This is a genomic window from Candidatus Thiodiazotropha endoloripes (genome assembly GCF_001708965.1).
Lineage (GTDB): Bacteria > Pseudomonadota > Gammaproteobacteria > Chromatiales > Chromatiaceae > Thiodiazotropha > Thiodiazotropha endoloripes.
The window spans coordinates 1057799-1079627 of record NZ_LVJW01000003.1; the positions used below are offsets into that span (position 1 = coordinate 1057799).

Below are 21829 nucleotides of genomic sequence, written 5' to 3' on the forward strand. Positions count from 1 at the left end.
TTGGAGAGTATCGATGAGTGAAGTAGAAACCCTGGAGCCACCACAGACATTGACACCTCCCGAGCCGGTCAGGGAAGTGACCCATGAGCAGGCGATCGCCATGGTACCGGTTACAGATGAAGAGAAGCTGGCTTTGAACAAACGGGTTGAGGAGTTCATCAACCTGGTCCTCAACAGCGATGTGCAGAGCGATGAATTCAAGGCGCAGGTCGAATCGATTCACACCATGGGCAATGCAGAGATCAAGCAGGCCGCCAGTATGTCGAACCGGTTTCTTGAGCGTCCAGTGAACAGCATGGGTGAGAACGGCATCTTCGGTGACCGCTCTCCGGTGGCCGCCTCCCTGATCAATCTGCGGGAGACGGTTGAGGGGCTGGATCCGTCGAAAAAGGGTGATCTGCTGAGTCCGCGTAAGCTATTAGGTTTCATTCCCCTGGGCAACAAGCTGACCGGTTACTTCCGTCAGTATCAAAGTGCTCAAACCCATATTCAACAGATCCTGCAGTCCCTCTATAACGGCCAGGATGAGCTGCGCAAGGACAATGCAGCGGTGGAAATCGAAAAGACCAAGCTTTGGGAGACCATGGGTCGCATGGAACAGTATGTCTATCTGGGCAAACAGATCGATAGCGAACTGGAAGCCCGGCTGGCGGAGATCGAGGGTCAGCATCCGGAGAAGGCCAGGGTGGTGCGCGAGGAGATGCTCTTCTATGTAAGGCAGAAGAATCAGGACATCCTCACCCAGTTGGCGGTGGCTATCCAGGGCTATCTGGCACTGGATATGGTGAGAAAGAACAACCTGGAACTGATCAAGGGTGTGGACCGGGCCACCACCACCACCGTGAGTGCCCTGCGTACCGCTGTGATGGTCGCTCAGGCGTTGAACAATCAGAAGCTGGTGCTCGACCAGGTTACCGCCATGAACAAGACCACCAGCGATCTGATCGAGGGAACGGCCAGGCAGCTTCGCCAGCAGTCGAGTGATATCCATGCCCAGGCCTCCTCGGCGATGGTGGATATCGGCGCCCTGGAGCGGGCCTTTGAGGATATCTATGTGAGCATGGATGAGATGGCCAACTATAAGATCAAGGCCCTGGATAACATGAAGCAGTCGGTGGATACCCTCACCACAGCCGTGGACAAGGCCAAGACCTATGTGGACAAGGTGCGGGCTGAAGAGACAAAAAGCATCGGTGAAAGATCGCAAGATCTGCTGTCGATCGGAGAGAACTGATGAAAGCCTATCTCGCGCTGCTATCTGTTGTTTTCACTCTGCTGCTAAACGGCTGTTCAGGTCCGGTGGAGCAGGTTTCCATTCTGGCCGGATCGGAACTCAAAGACATCAAGCCGATGCTGGATGAGATCAAACGGGAAACCGGTGTGGAGATCGAGTTTCATTTCACCGGCACGCTGGACGGTGCGGAGACTCTGGCGTCGGGCGCTCACTACGACATGGGCTGGTTCAGCCATGCCAAGTATCTCTCCCTGCTGGAGGGGCGGGCCAATCAGAAGTTCATCCACGGTTCCGAGAAGATCATGTTGTCGCCTGTGGTGGCGGGGGTGAAGAAGAGTGTTGCTGACCGCTGGGGCTGGTGCGACAACGCCCAGGTCTCCTGGAAGGAGTTCTCCGACAAGGCGGCGCAGGGTGAATTGACCTACGCAATGACCAATCCAGCCTCCTCCAACAGCGGCTTCTCCTCCACGGTCGGCGTGCAGAGTGCTCTGGCGGGCGGTGAGACCCTGCAGCCGGATATGATCGATAATGAAGCCATGAGTGGTTTTGCCCGTGGCCATAAACTGACTGCCGGCTCTTCCGGTTGGCTGGCGGATAAGTTTGTCGCCGAACAGCACCAGGTGGATGCCATCTTCAACTATGAGAGTGTGTTGATTGGCTTAAATGAATCGGGTCAACTGCGTGAGCCGCTCTGTCTGATCTATCCGCCAGAGGGTGTGATTACCGCCGACTATCCGTTATTGTTATTGAACAAAGCGAAGCAGCAGGCATTCACCAAGCTGATCGACTACTTCAAAGAGCAGCCAGTGCAGCAGCGGCTGATGTCAGAGACCGCCCGGCGACCGGTGATACCCGGCGTGGCTCTCGACAAACGTTTTCCCGACGCGGTGGTACTTGAGCTCCCCTTTCCCGGCAAGGTCGAGACCGTGGACCAGATTTTGATGACCTATCTGGATAAACAACGGGCGCCCTCCACCTCAATCTTCGTGCTCGACCTTTCCGGTTCCATGCGGGGTGATAATCTTCAACAGTTGAAACAGGCGATGCACAACCTGGCGGGTGGCGATCAGTCGATCACCGGGAAGTTTGCCCGTTTTCGGGCCAGGGAGCAGGTGATTATTCTGCCCTTCAGCAGTCAACCGATGGCGAGCCAGACCTTTGATATCGAGTCAGGGGTCGGCAACGATCCGGTGCTGCAACAGTTGCGAAATGAGATCAATCAGCTGGTAGCCAATGGGGGCACGGCTATCTACTCAGCACTGGACTCCGCCTATGGACTGGCCAAAGTGGCGAGGGCACAGGATAGCGACCGTTTCTACTCCATCGCACTATTGTCCGACGGGGCGAACACCCAGGGTCTCAGCTACGGGGGTTTCCGTGATCTCTATCGACAGAACCATGACGATTATGCTGGGATACCTACCTTTCCCATAATCTTTGGCGGTGCCGATAAACAGGAGATGGAGAAACTCGCGCATCTGACCGGCGGCAGGGCCTTCGATTCGACCAAGCACAGTCTCTCCCAGGTCTTCAAGAAAATTCGCGGTTATCAGTAGTATCAGCAATGAAGCGACGTACTCGATCCTGGCTGTTCTATCTCTATAGTACGGCAAATATTCTGGGTTCAACCCTGGCGCTTGCGGGTGTCGGGCTCTTCTTTCTGGGCCTCATTGATGACTACTGGTATTTGATCGTATTGGGCCTGTATGCGGTAGGTTACCGATTGGCACCCAAGCAGGTTGACATGCATCTCGATAGCCAACTTCTCAAGGAGGATGAGATGAAGGCGGCAGAGCAGTTTATCGATCATGCCATAATGCATCTATCAGCACCGGCGGCTGATGCATTGAGCCGGGTATGGTTGGTGCTGAGTGATCTGTTGAAACGACTGGATCGCTTCGATCCTCATGACAAAGTGGTGCACGATATTCACCAGACTGCAACCCACCATCTGCCGGATTTGCTCATTCCTTATCTTGAACTACCACCGGCCTTCGCCCGATTCCATCCCCTTAAGGATAATAAAACAGCCAGGGAGCTGCTGATTGAGCAATTGAATAAGCTTGAATCAACCTTGAATCAAACCCTACACGACGCGCTGAACCAGGATATTGAAAAGATCAGGATACAAGGGGCGTTTCTGGATCAGACATTTGCCCAGGGCAAGGACTGGTTGCCGCTCTGATGTTGAAGACTTACCTGATATCGATACTACCTCGCCGATATCAGTAGACTGCTTACCGGCTCATTAATGAAACGAAGCATCAAGGTCGTATGCAGGTGAGTGTGCATGGATTTCATATATTTCCATAATAAAAATCTAAGACAAAGTAAGAGACAGCCACTCTAGTACCAATTATATTGCCGCTGGAACACCTCAAATGATGACTGTCCTTACCTCATTCGGGAAATCCATACCTATATCACTCAACTAGATGGCGATCACCGACAAAACCTCCTGAATTTGTCGATTGGGACCATTGTTTTTCCAACAGAAATAAATGGAAATGGAGAGTTGGCTTTTTCCTCCCAAATGATGTCTGTCCTCACTTCACTAAACTGATGCCTGTCCTCACTTCCCCTCACTCACTTCCCCTCTCCACTCGCTTCCAACTAATGATGACTGTCCTTACCTCACTCCTTCCCCTCTCCACTCGCTTCCAACTAATGATGACTGTCCTTACCTCAAATGTCCTTACCTCAAATGATGACTGTCCTCACTTCCCTTCCTTTTTGGCCCTGCTGATAATTGCTTAGGACCGATAAACACATTCGTTATAAGTCTTTATCTGAAACAGATAAGTGGCTAACTCAACTATACTCGACCCATATTGACTTTGCTTGAACCGTCAGGATAGAACAACAATCATTGGGGACAATGGATGAGATCGATCAACGGCCTGTTACCTCTCCTGTTTATCACCACACTTATCACCGCCTGCAAAGAGGCTCCGCAAGAAGATAACCAAACATCCGGCCCTGGGAATAGCAAAGGTTCGCAAGCCACCTCGGTCGAGATGGTCGAACGCCGACACGCCCAACCCGTCAGCGTCAACTATCCGGAGACCGGGGTCGATGTGGGCTGGGGCTGGGACTCTGAAGAGGGCATCCCTCAAGCCAATGTCTGTATCGAGTACTCCATCGAAGAGGACAAGGGCCAGACCAAATATATGACCATGCAGGAAATCACCGACAGCAGTGAACTGATGTCGAGCATGAACATCTCCGCCGCCGCATCGGTCAAGACAGTCGCCTACAAGGCCAGTGGCAGCGCCAAGTTCGCCAAGAGCAGTAAGATCAACAGCTTCAACTCCAACTTCGTGTTGAATGTATCTGTTGATAATGGCGTACGCTATGCCACCCCGCTTATTCCCGGCAGCCGGGGAGAGATTATTGATCCTGAGACGAAGAAGCAGCTGCCTGACGCCGGTGCCATCCGACTGACTTCCGAAGCCCTGCGCCTGGCCAAACAACGGGATCTGACAAAGTTCCTCAACCACTGCGGCGATGCCTATGTCGCGGCCCTCTATGGTGGCGCAAGATTGACTGCGTTGATCACGGTCAGTAACAGTTCCAAAGAGGAAAAGAAGACGGCTTCAACAAGCTTTTCCGGCTCAGGCTGGGGCGCAAACGTAAAGGCCAGCGCCAGTGGGGCCAGTACGGCCAAGGTCGCCAGCAGCCGGGTCAGCATGCGTTTCTATCAATCGGGCGGCAGGAAAGATGAGATCCCGATCAGCAAGGAGGATCTGGTTGGTAAATTGAAGACCATCACCACAGAGGCGAGTGACTTCCCCGCCTACTACCGCCTTACCCTGATGCCCTACACCGCTCTCTCCAACTGGCCCGACCGGGTGATCGAGCTCGATCTCTCGGAACAGGATCTGTTGGCGGATCTCTGGGCCAAGTACGCCACCCTGTATGAAGACATCGAGTATATCTTGCAGAACACGCAGAAGTTTCAGGCCTTAAGTAAGGAGGGTACTTACGCAGCAGTAGACTACTCGCGTATTGAGGCGTTGAAAGTGGTGCAGGATCAGGTACACAAGACTCTGCTACTACTGCGGGACGAGGCCGTCCAGTGCAGCGTGCCGGAAGCTCCCTGTGGCTTCTCATTGGCAGACTACCTCTCTCCCTACGCCTATCGTATCGAGTTGCCGATTCCAATAGACAGCAATTCAGATAATGAAAGCTGCCCCTGTTCCATCGTCTCCCCGGAAAAGGATAGCGACAAGAATATCGCCGCTCTGGTGGATTACTATATTCGCGAGCCGGTGAAGAACAGCTGCAAGAACAATCCTGTCGCCAGGGATTGCCTGAGCAATGCGGAGATCGACCGCTGGCTGAAGCGCGTGGGAAGAGAGTCCATTGCCCTGCCTGATAGAGAGAGTGCTGAGAAACTGATCGCCTTAGTTAAAGAGAAAAAAACTGAATTTGACTGGCTGGATGTCATCGACGGCCCACCTCATGCCTGGGTCGATCCCGCAAAAATCCCAGAGGGTCAATCTGCACTGGATACGTTGTTGGAGCTATTGAAAAACTAGTTAAAGGGGTCAGAGCCCTTTAATCATTTTAAAGCCGGCTTTGTATGGCGCAATGTTGGCGATCCTGTTTCGAAGCGCAGCCCGTTTTTTTAATTTCTAAACAATCAGAACAAGATCTGACCATCGGAAAATGAGAATCGTTACAGATAACTACTGAAGTGCCTTTAAATCTCCCTGCATCCCGTATAAGAATTCTACGATTTGTTGATGCAATTAAACGAGGTTATATTATACTGCTAGATGCAAGGGAGCCTAAGGAAATCAAGGTGTTGCAATATTGTTAACCTATAGTTGCTACCTGCGTTCTGAGTTCATGGTGGAGCCTGACGCAAAGCAGAGGCCAACATGACTATCAAGCCGTTACCGGAGCATTCGCTTGGTCCCTGTGAACTGCTAAAAAAAGGGCTCACGTCAAGTGTAATCAGCCTGTTCACAGCTGTTTTTCTGGTCGTTTTCCCCACTCTATCGGCAGCGGATTCTTCCGCCAAAGCCTATGATCTCGATCAGGCAATCGCCGTGGCCTTGGAAAACAATCGCCTGAGGACCATATCCCAGCAATCCATGCAGATCGCCGAGGAGCAGTACCAACAGGCCAAATCCACCTACTGGCCGAGCCTCAGTCTGAACGCCAGTTTTCAAAGGCGGGACGAAAAAGCCAATTTTGAGTACCCCGCACAGCGTTTCGATCTGATGCCGGGTATGCTGCCGCCGGTGGATGTGCCAGCTCAGGAGATCGACATCCTTGGACGGGATACCACCCTCTATTCACTGGATATGAACTACCCCCTCTATACCGGGGGCAAGCGCTCCAGTCTGATCGAACAGGCCAGACTTGGAGTGGACATCGCGGCTCAAGAGGTGCGCCGTACCGATCTGCAAGTGGTACAGGATGTGAAACGCTACTTTTATGCGGCCCACTACACCCAGCAGTTGGAGGATCTCGCCGAGGAGATTTCCATCGCCTTTGAGGCCTTACGGGATATCACCCAGGCGTTTTACGAGGGCGGCTCGAATTCGGTCAACAAGCTGGATCTACTGCAAAGCAAGCTGGCCTACACCCTCGCTTCAGCGACCCATGCTGAACTTGCCTCCAAACATGCCTCGGCCCTGGCAGCTCTGGCGTTTGCCATGGGCCTGGATTGGCGTGCAGAGATTCGTCTCAATAATCCGGATTATGCCGTGACCATTCCGCAGGATGCCCTGGAAAACCTGGTTGAGCAGGCGCTGGATTTCAATCCCCAGGCGCAACAGTTGAAGTTGGCTGTCGATGTCTATGAGGCGAAGATCGAGGAGGCAGCCAGCGATCACTACCCCATGGTCGGTCTGATGGCCTCGGTAGGTGGATTTGACAACGATCTGGATGGTGGTCTCGATACGGATGCCAACCGCAACTCCTGGACCCTGGGTATCGGTGTCACAATGAAACTGTTTGAAGGCGGCCGAACCCAACACCGGGTCTCTGCAGCCCGGGTGGGGCGTGACCAGAAGGAGCAACAGCGACTCTTGCTGAATGAGAGTCTGGCTACACAGATCAAACATCTGTTCCTACAGACACATGCGGCAAAACAGCAGATTGAGATCACCCAGACCGCAGTCGAGACTGCCCGGGAGAATCGCGATTTAAGCAGCCGGGCCTATCAAACCGGAGCCGTAAAAACCGAAAAAGTGATCGAGGCCAATCTGATGGATGCGCTGGTACGGGCCAACCACTATCGTGCCAAACACGACCAGGCCTTGCATCTGGCTGAAATCACCTACCTGCTGGGCAGGGAGGCCACTGAGTAAATGTGACCTTTGCGGATTGAAAATGGGATTGAGAAAACCTGCCTGTGGCATAGTCCTTTGGGCTCTTCTATGGAGTCTTGGGATACCTCTGGGCATCGCCAATGATGACAAGGTTACCATTGTTGCAGGATTGAGTGAGGAATCCCTCTATGATACGAGTATTACCGATGCGAAGATCGTATTCTCCCTAATATTCAATCAAGCGATCAAGGAGTCTGAGGAGCAGTTTGTTCTTGAGATATACAAAACTGATCTGGAAGTGGAAAGGAAGCTGATTGCCGGTGAACTCGATGCTGTATTTATCAATACGATCCACTACCTGGAAATCGAAGAATATTTGAATCCCAAAGGCAGCTATATTATCCAGCATGGTCCGAAGATAAAACCTCAATACTATCTTTTAACCACGCGTAAAAGTGGTATTGACCGTCTTAGTCAGTTGCAAGGGATGAAACTCAGTATTCCCAGAGGACATGCGGTAGGGGAGTTGTTCCTCGACGTGATGTTGTTACGACAGAACCTACCGGTAACTGATCAGTTTTTTTCTGAAATACGCGAGACCAGGGAATCCAACTCCGCGGTGGTCAATCTGTTTTTTGGTAAAGTGGATGCTGCCTTGATCACAGACTATGCCTTCAACGTGGCCAGTGAGCTCAATCCGCAACTTACGAAACAGTTGATCGTGATCGATGTATCAGAACCCCTTGCTCATCAGGTCGTATCGGTACGCCACGATTTTCCACCTGAGCGTATCAAGAATATAGAGCCCTATATTCTCAATGTTCATGAATCCCCCAAGATGAGCCAAGTCTTGAAGACCTTTCGGCTGACTGCAGTAAGAAAGATTAAAAGCAATACCTTGGCAGAAGTTCGTGAGTTGAGTGATGAACATCGGAGCTTGTTAGTCAAATGACCAGTGCTATGAATAAATCAACCATATTCAAACACCTGTTTAAACGAATTGCACTGATCCTGCTAGTAATCAATGTATTGTTTTCCCTGGTTTTACTGCCAATCTATCAAGATAAACTGATCAAAATGATCGCCAGTCAGGGCGATACATTTGCCAACTCTACAATTGCCGCCTGTGGGGAGGCGCTGTATACGGAGGATTACAGTTTTATCATTTCATACATCAACAAAGTCCTCAACAATACGCCTGAAGTGCTGTTCATTAATTTCTCATCTCACCAAGGTGAGATCATTGAGTTGACGTCGGAAGGTTGGTCACTGAAACAAGCTACAAATCGTGACGTATTGAAGTTGCAACGTACTCAAGACTCACACTTGATCGATCATGTAGAGAATATTGATAAAGGGGTTATAAAGAGCGGATTTGTGTTTTCCAAACCAATTATAATCAGCGGCTATGACTGGGGCGACTTTACAATTGGTTTATCTGATTCAGAGTATCAATCGCTGCTTTCCAGCTATTTCAGGAATGTCCTGTTATTCAGTCTGATGTTGGTTGCTATCACCCTGCTGCTGCTGCATGGCAGTTCATTGAGCCTGTCTCAGCAGTTAACAAAGCTCAGGGAAACTGCATCGCAACTGGCAAAAGGTAATCTGTTAGCCCGTGCGCCAACAGATGCCATCGGTGAAATCAGTCTATTGGCCAATACATTGAACGGCATGGCAATCAGCCTGGATGAGAATACCCGGCATCTGAGGCGGCTTGCACGACTTGTCCAGGATACCAATGATGCGATTGCAATATTCGATGACACCAGCAAAGTCATCTATGTAAATTCTGCGCTGACCAATTTTTTTGGGGAAGATACCAATGATTTCAAAGGAATGAATCTCTCGAAATTTTTCATACACCTAAAGATCGGTCGAAGCAAACAAAAAGAGCTGCAGAATGAACTCTCAGGCAGTGATTTTCATGACTGTACAACCGATTTGACATTCAAAAAATCAAGTGAAAAAAACTACCATCTGACCATGCGGATCGAGAAGTTTGATCTGCATGAAGTGGAATCCGGTGGCTTCTTCATTATCCTCTCGGATATTACAAGAAGAAAGCAGCTTGAGCAGGAGTTGGAGACCCTGGCGTATATCGATAAACTGACTCAGCTTCCAAATCGTCGTTATTTTATGGATCGTATGAATGAGGCGGTCGAAGAAGCGGAAATGTTCAATACCGCTTTTACACTGATATTTCTGGATGTGGACAATTTCAAGATTATCAATGATTCACTGGGCCATGAAGTGGGCGACCAGGTGCTGGCGGATGTGGGCTGGAGAATGCAGGATTCCTTGAGAACCGACGATACCATATGTCGTCTCGGTGGCGATGAGTTTACTGCCATTATTCGCGGTGCCAACGATTATGACGCGATCAGTCGCTTGTGTGACACCATACTGACCAAGTTCAGTATGCCAGTCTATATCCATGATCATGAGCTGAGGACCAGCGCCAGCATAGGCATTGTGACCTTTCCGAATGACGGTATGACCACCAAAGAGTTGATCAAAAATGCCGATATGGCCATGTATGCTGCGAAAAAGAGCGGTAAAAACTGCTATCGTTTCTTCTCTGAGGAAATGCATGAAAACATGCGTGATTATCTTGATATAGAGAGTGCGCTCAGAAAATCGATTAGCGATATGGGTCTCTATCTTGTCTACCAGCCATTTGTTGATGAAAGAACGAATGACATTAAGCATTGTGAAGCCTTACTTAGATGGAAGCATCCTGAGCGGGGGATGATACCGCCAGGGAGGTTTATTCCAATAGCCGAACAATCTGGCCTGATACGTTCTATCGGTGATTGGGTATTTGATCAAGTCTGTAGACAGATTCAGGAATGGCACTCGAGTATCACTGTCTCCGTCAATGTTTCGGGCGCGGAGTTGGTTAATTCCAACTATGCAGAGAGACTGCGAGAGAGATTGGTTGAATATGATATAGAAGCACATCAAATACAGTTGGAATTTACCGAGCATGTACTGGTAAGTGAGGAAGGAAAAAATCTGCCGATGTTGAATCAACTCAAACGCATGGGTTTTCAGCTGGCCTTGGATGATTTCGGAACCGGTTTTTCTTCATTGAGTTATATCTCAGAACTGCCGATTGATGTGATCAAGCTTGATAAGTCTTTCATCAATCGTTTGCCGGATGACAAACGAACTGTTGCCGTGGTGAAATCGATCATATCGTTAGCCCACAGTCTGGATATAACCACTGTGGGTGAAGGCGTAGAGCAAAAAAAACAGATGGAGTGGTTGAGGTCGAAGGGTTGTCATCTCATTCAAGGTTTTTACTACCATAAGCCGATGAGTGCTAATGCGCTTTATAATTTAGTCAGCCGAGGTGTGACTCATGCCGTTGTGACTGATATCAACACGAAAAAGTGATTTGAGGAGTATGCGGCTCTGACTTTTATTAACTTGCTATAGCTGACTTAAGACATAGGGCTGATAAAGATAACAGGTTTGCTGAATAAATATGCAACTGAAAAGTGTATTAAAAAGCATTGTATGCGTAACATTCATACTGATACAGGGATTATCTCTGGTCAATGGCAGTGAGCGGAATGCGACTATCCTGGCAGGTATCAGTAAAGATACACTTTATGATATTAGTGTGGCCGATGCGAAAATAGCATTCAGCTTGGTACTTAATGATATCTTGAAAGAGTCTGGTGAATTTGTTGCGCTTGATGTCTTTCAAAATAAACTGGAGGTTGAGAAGAAACTACTGAAAGGTGATCTCGATGCTGTATTTACCAATACACTCCAATATCTGGAGTTGGAAGAGCACCTGAACTCGAACGGCGCTTATATCATTCAGCATGGCCCCAATATAAAACCAAAATTTTATCTGATTACAAGACGTAATGCAGGAAGAGACAGCCTGGCTGAACTGAGAGGTAAAAAAATCAGTATTCCAAATGGGTATGCCGTTGGGAACATGTTCTTGGATGTACTACTGATGCGCCAAAACCATCCTGTCTCGCAACGTTTTTTTTCTGAAATTCGTGAAGCCAACGACTCCAATTCCTCATTGGTCAATCTTTTTTTTGGTAAAGTCGATGCCGCTCTTGTAACCGACTTTTCATACGAAGTGGCCTGTGAACTCAATCCTCAGATGCGGAAGCAATTGAGTATTATTCAAGTATCTGAGCCTCTGATACATCAGGTTGTTGCTGTAAGAGATGATTTTTCTCAGTCTAAACTCGATAAAATTGAACCCTATTTTCTAAATACTCAACGTTCACCTAACTTGGCTCAATCAATGAGCTTGTTTCGTATATCAGCAATCAAGAAATTAAACGGAAATTACCTGACTGAGGTTCGAAAATTACTTCAAGAATTTAATGATTTAAATCGCAGAACAATCAGTTCCGCTACTCACTAATATATCTGAAGAAGGATTTTAAGGAATTTACAGACAACACCAAAAACTGAAAGAGGCTGTTTTAAGTATTATTCAAATTCAAATCTACAATGAAGGGATGTTGATTGTATAGTTCAACATATGACGCATGATGGTTGCTAGAAAAATCACTACTGGTTGGCCTTGTAAAGGTCATTGGTTTGTTGCTCCTTTTATCGTGATAGTCCTGTTGCTGGCTTTATGCCCGTTCTTTGTTGTACAAGCGGAAAAGTTACCTGACCGGTATACTCAGATGCCAGAGAATGGATACTTCGGCAGAATGTCAAAAGTCCTATTCGATGCCAATGTTACGGACACCACAATTGCGACGGATATGATCATCCGGGAAGTTTTCGGCACGATGGGTATGAGATCAGAAATAGTCGTTTATGAGGATAAGGATAAGCTGACAAATGATCTGGCTAATAATAGAATCGATGCGATATTTATCAATACGATAGACTTTCTTGATATGCAGCATTTGATTGATATGGAAAGGCTTTATACCTTGATCTACGGGGATCGTGTTGAACAGGCAGTGTTACTTCTTGTTAGAAAATCTGACAAACTCGATATGATATCTGATCTACGTGGGAAAACCGTATCGATACCAGCAGGACATTTCCTGGGAAGAACCTATCTTGAGGTGCTGCTAATGGAAAATGGCTTCCCGCCAATAGAAAAATATTTCGCCAATGTTCAAGAGACGATCGATACCAATAGCGCTATTGTGGATCTTTTCTTTAATAAGACAGATGCTGCTCTTGTTTCAGACATAGCATTCGAACTTGCCGCGGAGCTGAATCCCCGTATAAAAACCAGTCTGAAACCCCTGGCGGTATCGCAGGATATGATACCTCAGATCATCGGTCTGAATAAAAATATCTCGGAGCAAAATAGGGCAAGAATCGATGAAATCATGGGTAAATCTCATGAAAACAGAAGAATACAACATCTGCTATCACTATTTCGGGCTAATAAATTCATTAAGCTAAAACAATCTGATATCAGTTCAACAAAACAGCTAATCGATCGATATAACTATTTAACTCAATCCAGATAGCCATAACACTCTATCTTGAATACATGTGATTCATGAAAATAAAATCTCATAGCGTCATTCTGTTATTACTGCTTTTAAGTGGCATCATGGCTATTCATACAGCCCAGGCTCAAAGTGATCCCTATGATAGAGATACAGCATTTATCGGTATCATGTCCCGCCTGTTTTATGCGACACACAGCACGGATACACGAATTGCCACTGAGATGACATTTATTGAGTTCATGAAGAATATCGATAAAGCGTGTGAATTCACAAATTTTGATGATCCAATAAATGTGGTTACTCAAATGCGCAAAGATAATCTCGATGCAATACTGGCTAATCCTGTGGATTATCTGAAAATAGAGCACCAGATTGATGAAGATTATCACTACTCCCTGCTGTTTGGTGATCGGTTGAAGCAAAGAGTAATCCTATTAGTCAGAAAATCTGATAATATCAACTCCCTTTCACAACTGGCAAATAAAACATTAGCCTTTCCCTATGGCCATCACCTTGGAAAAATGTTTCTTGATATGAGTCTGCTGGAGAAAAATCTGCCGCAAACCACAGATCATTTTTCGGAAATTCAAAATATTGAAAGTCTCAATGACGCTATCATTAATCTATTTTTCAATAAAGTGGACTCGGCACTGGTTACAGATGTGGCTTTTGAGCTTGCACAGGAGCTCAATCCGCAGATTCGCCATGCTGTCATACCCTTGATCACATCCGAACCCATGATTCAAATTGTAATAGGTATTAATAAGCGTGTGCCGTCAAGTTTCAAACAACGTGTGGATCAGATGGCAAGTAATTTGGATCAATACCCAAGAACGCTACACCTTTTGTCTATGTTCAAATCCAAGCGAGTGATAAAAATATCTGCATTTGAACTTGAAATGATTCGTAATATGGTATTGAAATATGAAAGCCTGTTAAATAAGCAGAGAAAGAAAATTGATGACGCTTTCGAATAGCTTTACCTGCATATAATCTCTAATATTTTATCCCCTAGGTATACACTTCAGGTGCCTATTTTCGGACAAATGGTTCAGCGCGTAATCCCCATGCTAGGCACTCAGTAACATAAAACTGTTTGTGCGCAAGCATCAATGAAGAATTGAAATGTATAAATTACCTGTAGGCGAGTGAATAGGATTATTTTCAATTCTCATGAAACCTTGATTCGTACAACTCTCATCACATCCATATCGATTCCGGCCACACTTTCCGTGTCTGAATAGTAGGTGAGGTTGACCCGTTTTCCTACGAGGCTTTTGTAGCGCTTTTTTCTTTTGTATTTGAATGGTACGTCCGTGCCTTCGATCAACAGGGTATTGATAATCCAGTCACCGCTCTCTCTCTGAACATGTGACGTCACTTTCTTCATATCAGAGTGGGTCAGGTCCCGGTGGGTTTTCAATAGATCATCGACTGGTGATTTCATTCTATCCTCACGCTTTGTTGAGGGTTCGATTATATCGCAACAGGAAATAAAATAGGATATTTGAGGTTGCTCAGATTACGTCAGTAGTCAGACATGTTAGAAATTGTATCACTAGGATGTTCCGGATACCGGTATTCGCCTTGATCAAAGGGTGCAACAGTTAACTGGTTAGTATGAGCGCAGGTTTCATAAATTCGGGTTTCATCATGAACGGTGAGATCCTAAGTTCAACATTGAGCTTGCAACTGATTAGGGTTTATGTACTTTCAGGAATATAAGCATCATCAAGGATGCAGTATCATTGATCTGGATGTGCTCGATAAGCGATGCGCATCTGACTCGTACCATTGTCTGTAGTAAAGGATTTCAGTCAGGGAAGTATGAATAAGTCTCAAATAAAGCTACTTATCATATGGTCAGTTCTTCTCCTTTTTATCATCTTTATTTATGTTGATCATGTGATGTCACTAGACATGTGGGATTGGGTATAGTGGCCTCTGCTGCTGTTACCGCGTTTTGTTTTCTCGGAATACCAGCGACTCAAGCGGTTGGGGCGTGAGTCTGATGAATTGTCGCAGCCTGGCAGGAAATAACCCTATTATTTTTCCACTCTCTCTCTGGTCTTAGTCAAACAAATACCGCTGGATCTTCAGGTATACTAAAACACAGTATTACACTAGGATATTTTCTATCGGTCATCCCTGGGTTGTTTAAGGGGGGATACTCTGGCCTTTGATACACAAGGCTATCTCAGTTACCTGTCTGCCTGACCGGTGTTTTAAGTGACTGAATGAATTGTCGGTTATTCAATGAAACCCATATTCACAGGAGAACTGAGATGCCCCAGCGTTGGTTACAGATCAAAGGTGACCCCTCGGTAAGAGAGTTTCTGTTTCATCAGACAAGAAAAACAAGTTTGTTTGATGAACATCTTGTGCGCATTCACTACATCATTCACACCATGTGCACCAAGAAGGGCGCATTTCATGTCAAAGCGCACTACTCATCATCCCAGTTGACCTGCTGGTTTTATGACGATCCCTATAACTACAAGGTTTATGTCAAGGAAGAGGTCCTTGAGCCTGGATTTCTCGATAGTTTTCCCGATCTGAGTTACGAGGGGAGAAAGCCCTGTGTGAGCCCTCAGCAGATGCTGCTGATACTCGATGAGTTCAAGCGGTTGCGCTTCACCGATGAGCAAATCTATCTGCGCAGTGCCTCGGTCAATCGACTCAACGGCTTGATCGGTATGAACTTCTCCTGTGATGGAAGTCACTACATCGAACATGATGAGTTTTTTCGGCGACTGCTAGAATTCGGGGTGGTTGAGCAGGAGGCTCAGGCGATCTGTTCCTTGTCAGGGAATTAAATTGGCCGATCATGGATGCTAAGCACTGCAAATAGTCACGAAGGGTTTTGCTGGATAGCCAAACGGGTGTCTGCTCGGTCCGGGAATGTCTAGTGAGTTGATCAGCTAATCTGATTAACGATTTTTTAGCGGTGATTCGCGTCCATTTGAAGCGAATAAACCACACCCCATCCAACTCAGTCGAAAATCGCAGCTCACAGGGGATTGTGCTATAAACCGGTGCAAGTCCTTACCCCTTTGAGAGTTCTGCATGTTGAGTTTTTACGACGAAATCGAGCTGCCCACCGGGAAATCGTTTGAAGTGATCGATATCACCGATCAAATCAACCGCATCGTTGAGCGGTCGGCGCTAAAAGAGGGATTGGTCACAATCACTTCTCTGCATACCACCTGTGCCTTGGCGGTCAACGAGAATGAGGAGCGGCTGTTCGATGATATTCGTAACTACTTTTTAACCATTGCGCCGGAAGATCAACCCTACAAACACAATGATCTGCATCTGCGGGTCAATATCCCGCCGGACGAGCCGGAGAATGCCCATGCCCATCTGATCGCCATGATGCTTGGTAACAGTGAAACTCTCATGGTGCACAACGGCAGTCTGGTATTGGGAAGATACCAGTCTGTATTGATGCTTGAGATGGATGGGCCGCGACAGCGGAAGTGTGCGGTTCAGGTGATGGGTAGATCCTGACAGATCTTTATATCAACAGTTGAACCTGCAGACGTTGGTTGAAATGAACGCCTCGTAGGCTTCCCCGGACTCCAGCCATTTCTGCAGTGCTTCATCCATTTGGGGTTGAGTCATGCCTTCAGGCACTTCGCAATGAATTCCATAAGGGTGACGCGGTTCGCCCCTTGGCTCAGCAATCACTCTGTTGTTATCAACGAACAGTGTGTAGTCAGGCATTTTGCCGGGTGGGGCACAAAAGGCTGTTGTTCCCAACTCGTTGATCAGATCGGTCGCCTGAGTGTTGAATTCATCCCGGCTTGGTGGTGTCTGACTCATCTGTTCGTCCTGCAATTATCCCGTTTCAGGGAACTCTACCACAGGCGTCTTTAGTGGATGGTGTTGAGAGTCGATTTTCAACCCCACCACCGGACAGAACTCTCCGGTGGCGGGTTTGGAGACGATATCGATCGGCTCGATATCAGCATTCAGGTCTAATCATCATCCCGAACCCGAACTACCACTTTGGCTACCGGACCATCCCAGCTGTGAACCCGTGCATCCAGGTCGCTGTGGCCGCCGAAGGGGTCGTTATCGCCAATATTGCCACGATGGATATGGACAGTCGGATTGTGGTCAGGTCCAGCTGTCGCAACTGCCCCGCTGCCTGCATTACCACCCGGATCCGCTGGAATACCGGGGGTGTTGGGCGCGCCGCCGCCGTTGATGATCTCATCATTGGCCTCGGTGCCGGCGTCATAGGCATGCAGATAGTAGGTGTAGGTACCCTTTCGTTTGGGGATTCTCATGCTGTCCAGACCGACAAATCCGTCATTGGTCGGCAGCAGCATGGCAACGATGGAGAGAAAGCGCTTTTTCTTACCGAATTCGTAGAAATCAGCACTAGCAGAGGCGCCTGGCGCCAGCAGACCGCCGGCCGGGTTGTCCACGTAGTCGTTACCACTGGCTTCCAGGTCCGCGATCAGGCCGCTAGTATCACCACCTTCCGCCATTGCCTGCAGATTGGCTGAAGCCGCTTCGCTGAGCTCAAACAGGTCGGCATGACGGTCGTGCTTGGCGACCAGCAGGGGGGTGAAATAGATGGCGTTGGTCAGGTTGGTGATCTCTACACTGAGGGTGCGGTCATCTGCCAGGGTTGTGGTTCCATACAGCATGCTCGCTGATACCAGCAGGCTGGTTAAGGTCTTTTTCATGGTTAATTCTCCTTTAGGTATAAGACAGCGCAGCCCCAAAGGGTCGAGTGAAAGCTGAAGCAGGTTGGTTGGGCCTGCACTGTAATGAGGAGTCTGGGCTTTGAGTCTCCCGGCAGGATCACGAAAACATCACGATTAGATCACAAACCATCGGGTAGGATTGCTTGATGCTCTGAGGGGCGGCCTCTGATACAATAAGCGGTTCACTTTGGACAAAACCCATAGAAGTTTCCATGTCGTTGAACACCACAGAAGAAATCATTGAAGACCTGAAGCAGGGCAAAATGGTCGTTATCATGGATGATGAGGATCGGGAAAACGAGGGTGACCTCGTGATGGCGGCCGAGGCGGTGACCCCGGATGCGATCAATTTCATGGCCCGCTATGGTCGCGGATTGATCTGCCTGACCCTGACCAAAGAGCACTGCAGTCAGCTGCGCCTGCCGTTGATGGTCACCACCGACGATGAGCTGGCGGCGACCAATTTCACGGTCTCAATCGAGGCTGCCGAGGGGGTCACCACCGGGATCTCCGCAGCAGACCGCTCCACCACCGTGCTGGCCGCTGTGGCACCGGATGCCAAGCCCCAGGATCTGGTTCAACCCGGACATATCTTCCCCCTGATGGCACAGCCCGGCGGTGTTCTGGTGCGCGCCGGCCATACCGAGGCGGGTTGCGACCTGGCCAGACTGGCCGGTCTCTCTCCAGCCTCGGTGATCGTGGAGATCCTCAATGAGGATGGCACCATGGCCCGCCGCTCCGATCTGGAAAAGTTCGCGGCCGACCACGATTTGAAGATGGGCACCATCGCCGATCTGATCCAGTACCGGGTGCAGAATGAGACCACCATCGAGCGGGTGAGTGAGTGCCATTTCCCCACCGAATTCGGCGATTTTCGTCTGGTTGCCTATCAGGATATGGTAGACAACGATCTCCATCTGGCTCTGGTCAAAGGACACCCCAGTGCAGACCGACCAACCCTGGTGCGGGTGCACATGCAGAACAGTCTGTGTGATCTGTTCGAGGCCAAGGTCAGCGAGTGTGGATGGCCTCTGCGCCATGCCATGAGTTACATCAGCAAGCAGGATGAAGGGGTGATCGTGGTGCTGCGAAATCACGATACCGCCCGGGAGATCGTACAGCGGATGATGGAGTTCCAGACCCAGAGCAGCGGTCATCAGAAGTACCACAAAAAGGACAACAGCAAAGAGCTGCGTACCTATGGTGTGGGGGCGCAGATCCTCTCCGATCTGGGGGTCAGGAAAATGCGTGTATTGAGTGCGCCGAAGAGTATCCACGCACTGTCCGGATTCGATATGGAAGTCACCGAATATGTGGAAGCGGAGTAGGGCTTTGCTCTAAGCACTATCTGAACCCGCTGATTCAGGTAATATTGAGTTCAATTGTTGATTTATCAGGAATAACAGAATGACGATCAAGACAATCGAAGGGGCAATGACAGTTGACAATGCACGCTTTTGCCTGGTGGTGGCGCGCTTCAACAGTTTTATTGTGGAGAGTCTGCTGGATGGAGCAGTCGATACCCTGAAGCGACATGGGGCCAAAGAGGAGGACCTGACCCTGGTCCGCCTGCCCGGTGCTTTCGAGATGCCAGTGGCGCTGGAGAAGCTTGCCGCCAGCGGTAAATACGATGCCATCATCGCCCTCGGTGCGGTGATTCGTGGCGGTACCCCCCATTTCGATTATGTGGCCGGCGAGTGTGTCAAAGGCATGGCTCAGGTCAGCCTAAAGCACGGTGTACCGATCGCTTTTGGCGTGCTGACGGTGGACACCATCGAGCAGGCCATCGAGCGGGCTGGTACAAAGGCAGGCAACAAGGGTGCTGAAGCCACCCTCTCCGCCATCGAAATGGTCAATCTTCTACGTCAGATCGATTAATGAGCGAAAAACGCAGTCAGGCAAGACGACATGCGGTCCAGGCCATCTACCAGTGGCAGATGGCCGGCCAGGATGTCTCCGATATCGCCAATCAGTTTCTCGAAGAGCAGGAACTCTCCAGCTTTGAGGTCCCCTATTTCCAGGATCTGTTGCAGGGAGTCCCGTGCAACCTGGGTCAGCTGGATGAGCTGCTCAAACCCTCCCTCGACCGGGCCATCGATAGTGTCGATCCGGTGGAGCGGGCGATATTGAGAATCGGTGCCTACGAACTGCAGCACAAAATTGAAGTGCCCTATCGGGTGGTAATCAACGAAGCGGTTGAGATGGCCAAGGTGTTCGGCGCCGAGCAGGGGCACAAATTCGTCAACGGTGTGCTCGATCAGGTGGCCAGAAAGGTCCGCGCGGTTGAGATGGGTGCCAAATCGAAAGGCTGATATCTGAGCGCCGGATTTGTCTCTGGCATCTGCGGTTGGTCAGGCTGATGGCAACCGCAAATGGACGCCAATCACCGCAAAGATCCCGCAAATACTGGATTTACCTATTGTAGTCATTCCGGCAAAGGCCTGAACCCATCCACCTGTTATATCTGAATCTTTGTCTGACTCAGCATTATTCAGCGTAAACCATTTGCGTTTGTTCGTGGACTGAATCAGATCATCAATCCAGCCCATATGTTTAATATGTTGGTATCCGAATGGGCGTGTATGGCCAGACCCACATTCCTGGGCTCGATCAAAACACGGTGCATGACATCCTACTGGCAGATTCTCCCTTGGAATCTCCTCCCGGTTACCCTGCTGGGAGATCCACTGACTAGGGTTATCTCTTATACACGCATGGTCGTGACTGGATGTACCATTCGAGGTAACAGATTTCATTCGACAAATAAAGGATGGTTTGCAATGACTGATTCGGCGGGTCGGGTCGGGGGATCTTCAAATGGTGGAATGGGTGGAGGATCAGCAGATGGTGATTCTTCAATTGGAGGTGGTTCCCCAGGAAGTGAAAATAGTCTCGGCTCGCCAACAAACGGGGCTGGATTAGCCGATTCGCCAACTACAGCTGAGGCATTGAGCCGCTCTCCCACAACGGCAGATCAACTGAGCTGTTCACTCACGATGGCTGAACAACTCACAGCTTCAGCAGGCACTTTGGGTCAGGCATTGGATCTGTCCAAGGATGCCAGTCTGGATGTCAGTATCTGTTCAACTCAAGACAAGAGCGTCAATATCGGTCATGTGGAAGCAGAGTATTCAGCGCCGGATGCTGGTCTCAATACCGAAAAAACCAAAGCCCATGCATCGGTTGGTATATCCGGAGCAATCAATATTGCTGATGCTAAAACTGAGATCGGTTTAGGCCGTGTGGGGCAGATCGATGGTAAAGTAACGGCAGGAACCATCAATGCGCATGGAAAGATGGAAGCAAAAGCAGAGATAAAGGGGCTTACCGATACAAGTGCCAGCTTAAAAGCCAGTGCCGGAGCTGAAGCGATGGCGATTGACGGTCATGCGGGATTTGAGGTGAGTATTACGCCGAAAACAGTCGGGGATACCCTGGGTGGGCTCTATAACAGTTATGTTGACCCGGTTGTCGATTCTGTTGCAGGTCGGGATGTTCCAGAGATTCCGGAAGTGCCAGACAATTTTGATCACGGTATCGTGATCGGTGGGCATATTGATGGGGGCTACGGCGCCTCACTCAAAGGGAGTGCGGGTATTGAAATTGGTGATGGCAAAGGTGTCAAAGTCAGTGGCAGCTTTAAAGCAGGTCTTGGGCCGGTGGTCGGTGCAGGTGTTACATTCGGTGCGAAATAGACTGGATGCAGTTCCCGCATGTGCAATTAATCAGAACGTCAACTTTAAGATATTCTCTCCTTGACCACATCAGATAACAGCCAGACTGATTTGTTCAGAGTTCATAGGAAGGTCATAGACGGTCTGTGGCATGCGCGTTGGTGGTTGTTATTGGTAGCCTGTCTATTGGCGATCATCACTGTCTATACGATTCCGATAAGTAACCAGGAAATCGATCTGCCTGCCATAGCGGATCATTGGCTTAGGCTAAAGCTAGCACTTCTTTTCACTCTCCTCGCTTTGCAACTCACTGCATGGTTTATCTCTATTCTTAAGGCACTTTCCATGCATCAGATGAGATGGGTTGTATTGCTTCTGATCATTCCTCCGGCAGCATTTGCCTATCTGATCCGTTACCGCTGATCGTATAAACAGCCTCAGACCA

20 protein-coding genes are annotated in these 21829 nt (G+C 48.8%); 17 read left to right on the top strand and 3 right to left on the bottom strand.

Translation table 11 applies throughout. From position 1 onward, the window contains the following. The first annotated feature begins 13 nt into the window (after positions 1–13). From A3193_RS04805 to A3193_RS04850, 10 genes are all read left to right on the top strand, one after another. Positions 14–1234, top strand: coding sequence for a toxic anion resistance protein (locus A3193_RS04805; protein ID WP_069005054.1), 1221 nt, complete (start codon positions 14–16; stop codon positions 1232–1234). Continuing rightward, on the top strand, positions 1234–2790 hold the full coding sequence (locus A3193_RS04810) for a vWA domain-containing protein (protein ID WP_069014217.1): 1557 nt from the start codon (positions 1234–1236) through the stop codon (positions 2788–2790). Before A3193_RS04805 ends, A3193_RS04810 begins: the two co-directional genes overlap by 1 nt. Positions 2791–2798: 8 nt before the next feature. After that, entirely contained in the window at positions 2799–3419 is a 621-nt protein-coding gene (locus A3193_RS04815) for a hypothetical protein (protein ID WP_069014218.1), read from the top strand. A gap of 697 nt (positions 3420–4116) precedes the next feature. Further along, a complete protein-coding gene (locus A3193_RS04820) occupies positions 4117–5775 on the top strand; it encodes a hypothetical protein (RefSeq protein ID WP_069014219.1) in 1659 nt (552 codons plus the stop codon). A gap of 345 nt (positions 5776–6120) precedes the next feature. Next, entirely contained in the window at positions 6121–7560 is a 1440-nt protein-coding gene (locus A3193_RS04825) for a TolC family protein (RefSeq protein WP_069005058.1), read from the top strand. Between the two features lie 22 nt (positions 7561–7582). Then, positions 7583–8473: a phosphate/phosphite/phosphonate ABC transporter substrate-binding protein gene (locus tag A3193_RS04830; RefSeq protein ID WP_069014220.1), complete on the top strand. Its 891-nt coding sequence runs from the start codon at positions 7583–7585 to the stop codon at positions 8471–8473. Between the two features lie 125 nt (positions 8474–8598). Further along, positions 8599–10920, top strand: a complete 2322-nt coding sequence (locus A3193_RS04835; RefSeq protein WP_162272463.1) for a putative bifunctional diguanylate cyclase/phosphodiesterase — start codon at positions 8599–8601, stop codon at positions 10918–10920. A gap of 91 nt (positions 10921–11011) precedes the next feature. Further along, the gene (locus A3193_RS04840; RefSeq protein WP_069014222.1) at positions 11012–11923 is read left to right on the top strand and encodes a phosphate/phosphite/phosphonate ABC transporter substrate-binding protein; all 912 of its coding nucleotides are present in this window, start codon (positions 11012–11014) and stop codon (positions 11921–11923) included. 127 nt (positions 11924–12050) lie between these two features. After that, positions 12051–13004, top strand: a complete 954-nt coding sequence (locus A3193_RS04845) for a phosphate/phosphite/phosphonate ABC transporter substrate-binding protein (RefSeq protein WP_069014223.1) — start codon at positions 12051–12053, stop codon at positions 13002–13004. Positions 13005–13036: 32 nt separating this feature from the next. After that, on the top strand, positions 13037–13966 hold the full coding sequence (locus A3193_RS04850) for a phosphate/phosphite/phosphonate ABC transporter substrate-binding protein (RefSeq protein WP_069014224.1): 930 nt from the start codon (positions 13037–13039) through the stop codon (positions 13964–13966). Positions 13967–14160: 194 nt separating this feature from the next. On the opposite strand, the gene A3193_RS04855 is transcribed toward A3193_RS04850, so the two are convergent. Beyond that, positions 14161–14436: a hypothetical protein gene (locus tag A3193_RS04855; protein ID WP_069014225.1), complete on the bottom strand. Its 276-nt coding sequence runs from the start codon at positions 14434–14436 to the stop codon at positions 14161–14163. A gap of 838 nt (positions 14437–15274) precedes the next feature. Here A3193_RS04855 and A3193_RS04860 point away from each other — a divergent pair. Then, entirely contained in the window at positions 15275–15805 is a 531-nt protein-coding gene (locus tag A3193_RS04860; RefSeq protein ID WP_068991839.1) for a hypothetical protein, read from the top strand. 250 nt (positions 15806–16055) lie between these two features. Further along, positions 16056–16499, top strand: a complete 444-nt coding sequence (locus A3193_RS04865) for a secondary thiamine-phosphate synthase enzyme YjbQ (protein ID WP_069014226.1) — start codon at positions 16056–16058, stop codon at positions 16497–16499. A 12-nt stretch (positions 16500–16511) separates the two neighbouring features. Here A3193_RS04865 and A3193_RS04870 read toward each other — a convergent pair whose 3' ends face one another. Further along, the gene (locus A3193_RS04870) at positions 16512–16814 is read right to left on the bottom strand and encodes a hypothetical protein (RefSeq protein ID WP_069014227.1); all 303 of its coding nucleotides are present in this window, start codon (positions 16812–16814) and stop codon (positions 16512–16514) included. A gap of 155 nt (positions 16815–16969) precedes the next feature. Beyond that, on the bottom strand, positions 16970–17689 hold the full coding sequence (locus tag A3193_RS04875; protein WP_069005067.1) for a spondin domain-containing protein: 720 nt from the start codon (positions 17687–17689) through the stop codon (positions 16970–16972). A 233-nt stretch (positions 17690–17922) separates the two neighbouring features. Here A3193_RS04875 and ribBA point away from each other — a divergent pair, with 233 nt between their 5' ends. The 5 genes from ribBA (at position 17923) to A3193_RS04900 (ending at position 21807) form a co-directional block, all read left to right on the top strand. After that, complete coding sequence (ribBA, locus tag A3193_RS04880; protein ID WP_069005068.1) at positions 17923–19038, top strand: bifunctional 3,4-dihydroxy-2-butanone-4-phosphate synthase/GTP cyclohydrolase II; 1116 nt, start codon at positions 17923–17925, stop codon at positions 19036–19038. 79 nt (positions 19039–19117) lie between these two features. Next, positions 19118–19588, top strand: coding sequence for a 6,7-dimethyl-8-ribityllumazine synthase (gene ribH, locus A3193_RS04885; RefSeq protein WP_069014228.1), 471 nt, complete (start codon positions 19118–19120; stop codon positions 19586–19588). Beyond that, positions 19588–20022, top strand: coding sequence for a transcription antitermination factor NusB (gene nusB / locus A3193_RS04890; RefSeq protein ID WP_069005070.1), 435 nt, complete (start codon positions 19588–19590; stop codon positions 20020–20022). The genes ribH and nusB overlap by 1 nt, the downstream gene beginning before the upstream one ends. Before the next feature lie 684 nt (positions 20023–20706). Continuing rightward, a complete protein-coding gene (locus tag A3193_RS04895) occupies positions 20707–21405 on the top strand; it encodes a hypothetical protein (protein WP_069014229.1) in 699 nt (232 codons plus the stop codon). Between the two features lie 60 nt (positions 21406–21465). Beyond that, the gene (locus tag A3193_RS04900) at positions 21466–21807 is read left to right on the top strand and encodes a hypothetical protein (RefSeq protein WP_069024486.1); all 342 of its coding nucleotides are present in this window, start codon (positions 21466–21468) and stop codon (positions 21805–21807) included. Positions 21808–21829: the final 22 nt, after the last annotated feature.

What these genes read in the sequence shown, in the direction of transcription:
- A3193_RS04860 (WP_068991839.1), top strand. Translation starts at nt 15,275, where the DNA reads ATGCCCCAGCGTTGGTTACAGATCAAAGGTGACCCCTCGGTAAGAGAG.
- A3193_RS04810 (WP_069014217.1), top strand. Translation starts at nt 1,234, where the DNA reads ATGAAAGCCTATCTCGCGCTGCTATCTGTTGTTTTCACTCTGCTGCTA.
- A3193_RS04815 (WP_069014218.1), top strand. Translation starts at nt 2,799, where the DNA reads ATGAAGCGACGTACTCGATCCTGGCTGTTCTATCTCTATAGTACGGCA.
- A3193_RS04870 (WP_069014227.1), bottom strand. Translation starts at nt 16,814, where the DNA reads ATGAGTCAGACACCACCAAGCCGGGATGAATTCAACACTCAGGCGACC.
- A3193_RS04875 (WP_069005067.1), bottom strand. Translation starts at nt 17,689, where the DNA reads ATGAAAAAGACCTTAACCAGCCTGCTGGTATCAGCGAGCATGCTGTAT.
- A3193_RS04830 (WP_069014220.1), top strand. Translation starts at nt 7,583, where the DNA reads ATGGGATTGAGAAAACCTGCCTGTGGCATAGTCCTTTGGGCTCTTCTA.
- ribBA (WP_069005068.1), top strand. Translation starts at nt 17,923, where the DNA reads ATGTCGTTGAACACCACAGAAGAAATCATTGAAGACCTGAAGCAGGGC.
- A3193_RS04825 (WP_069005058.1), top strand. Translation starts at nt 6,121, where the DNA reads ATGACTATCAAGCCGTTACCGGAGCATTCGCTTGGTCCCTGTGAACTG.
- A3193_RS04805 (WP_069005054.1), top strand. Translation starts at nt 14, where the DNA reads ATGAGTGAAGTAGAAACCCTGGAGCCACCACAGACATTGACACCTCCC.
- A3193_RS04895 (WP_069014229.1), top strand. Translation starts at nt 20,707, where the DNA reads ATGGCTGAACAACTCACAGCTTCAGCAGGCACTTTGGGTCAGGCATTG.
- nusB (WP_069005070.1), top strand. Translation starts at nt 19,588, where the DNA reads ATGAGCGAAAAACGCAGTCAGGCAAGACGACATGCGGTCCAGGCCATC.
- A3193_RS04850 (WP_069014224.1), top strand. Translation starts at nt 13,037, where the DNA reads ATGAAAATAAAATCTCATAGCGTCATTCTGTTATTACTGCTTTTAAGT.
- A3193_RS04835 (WP_162272463.1), top strand. Translation starts at nt 8,599, where the DNA reads ATGATCGCCAGTCAGGGCGATACATTTGCCAACTCTACAATTGCCGCC.
- A3193_RS04855 (WP_069014225.1), bottom strand. Translation starts at nt 14,436, where the DNA reads ATGAAATCACCAGTCGATGATCTATTGAAAACCCACCGGGACCTGACC.
- A3193_RS04840 (WP_069014222.1), top strand. Translation starts at nt 11,012, where the DNA reads ATGCAACTGAAAAGTGTATTAAAAAGCATTGTATGCGTAACATTCATA.
- A3193_RS04845 (WP_069014223.1), top strand. Translation starts at nt 12,051, where the DNA reads ATGATGGTTGCTAGAAAAATCACTACTGGTTGGCCTTGTAAAGGTCAT.
- A3193_RS04865 (WP_069014226.1), top strand. Translation starts at nt 16,056, where the DNA reads ATGTTGAGTTTTTACGACGAAATCGAGCTGCCCACCGGGAAATCGTTT.
- A3193_RS04820 (WP_069014219.1), top strand. Translation starts at nt 4,117, where the DNA reads ATGAGATCGATCAACGGCCTGTTACCTCTCCTGTTTATCACCACACTT.
- ribH (WP_069014228.1), top strand. Translation starts at nt 19,118, where the DNA reads ATGACGATCAAGACAATCGAAGGGGCAATGACAGTTGACAATGCACGC.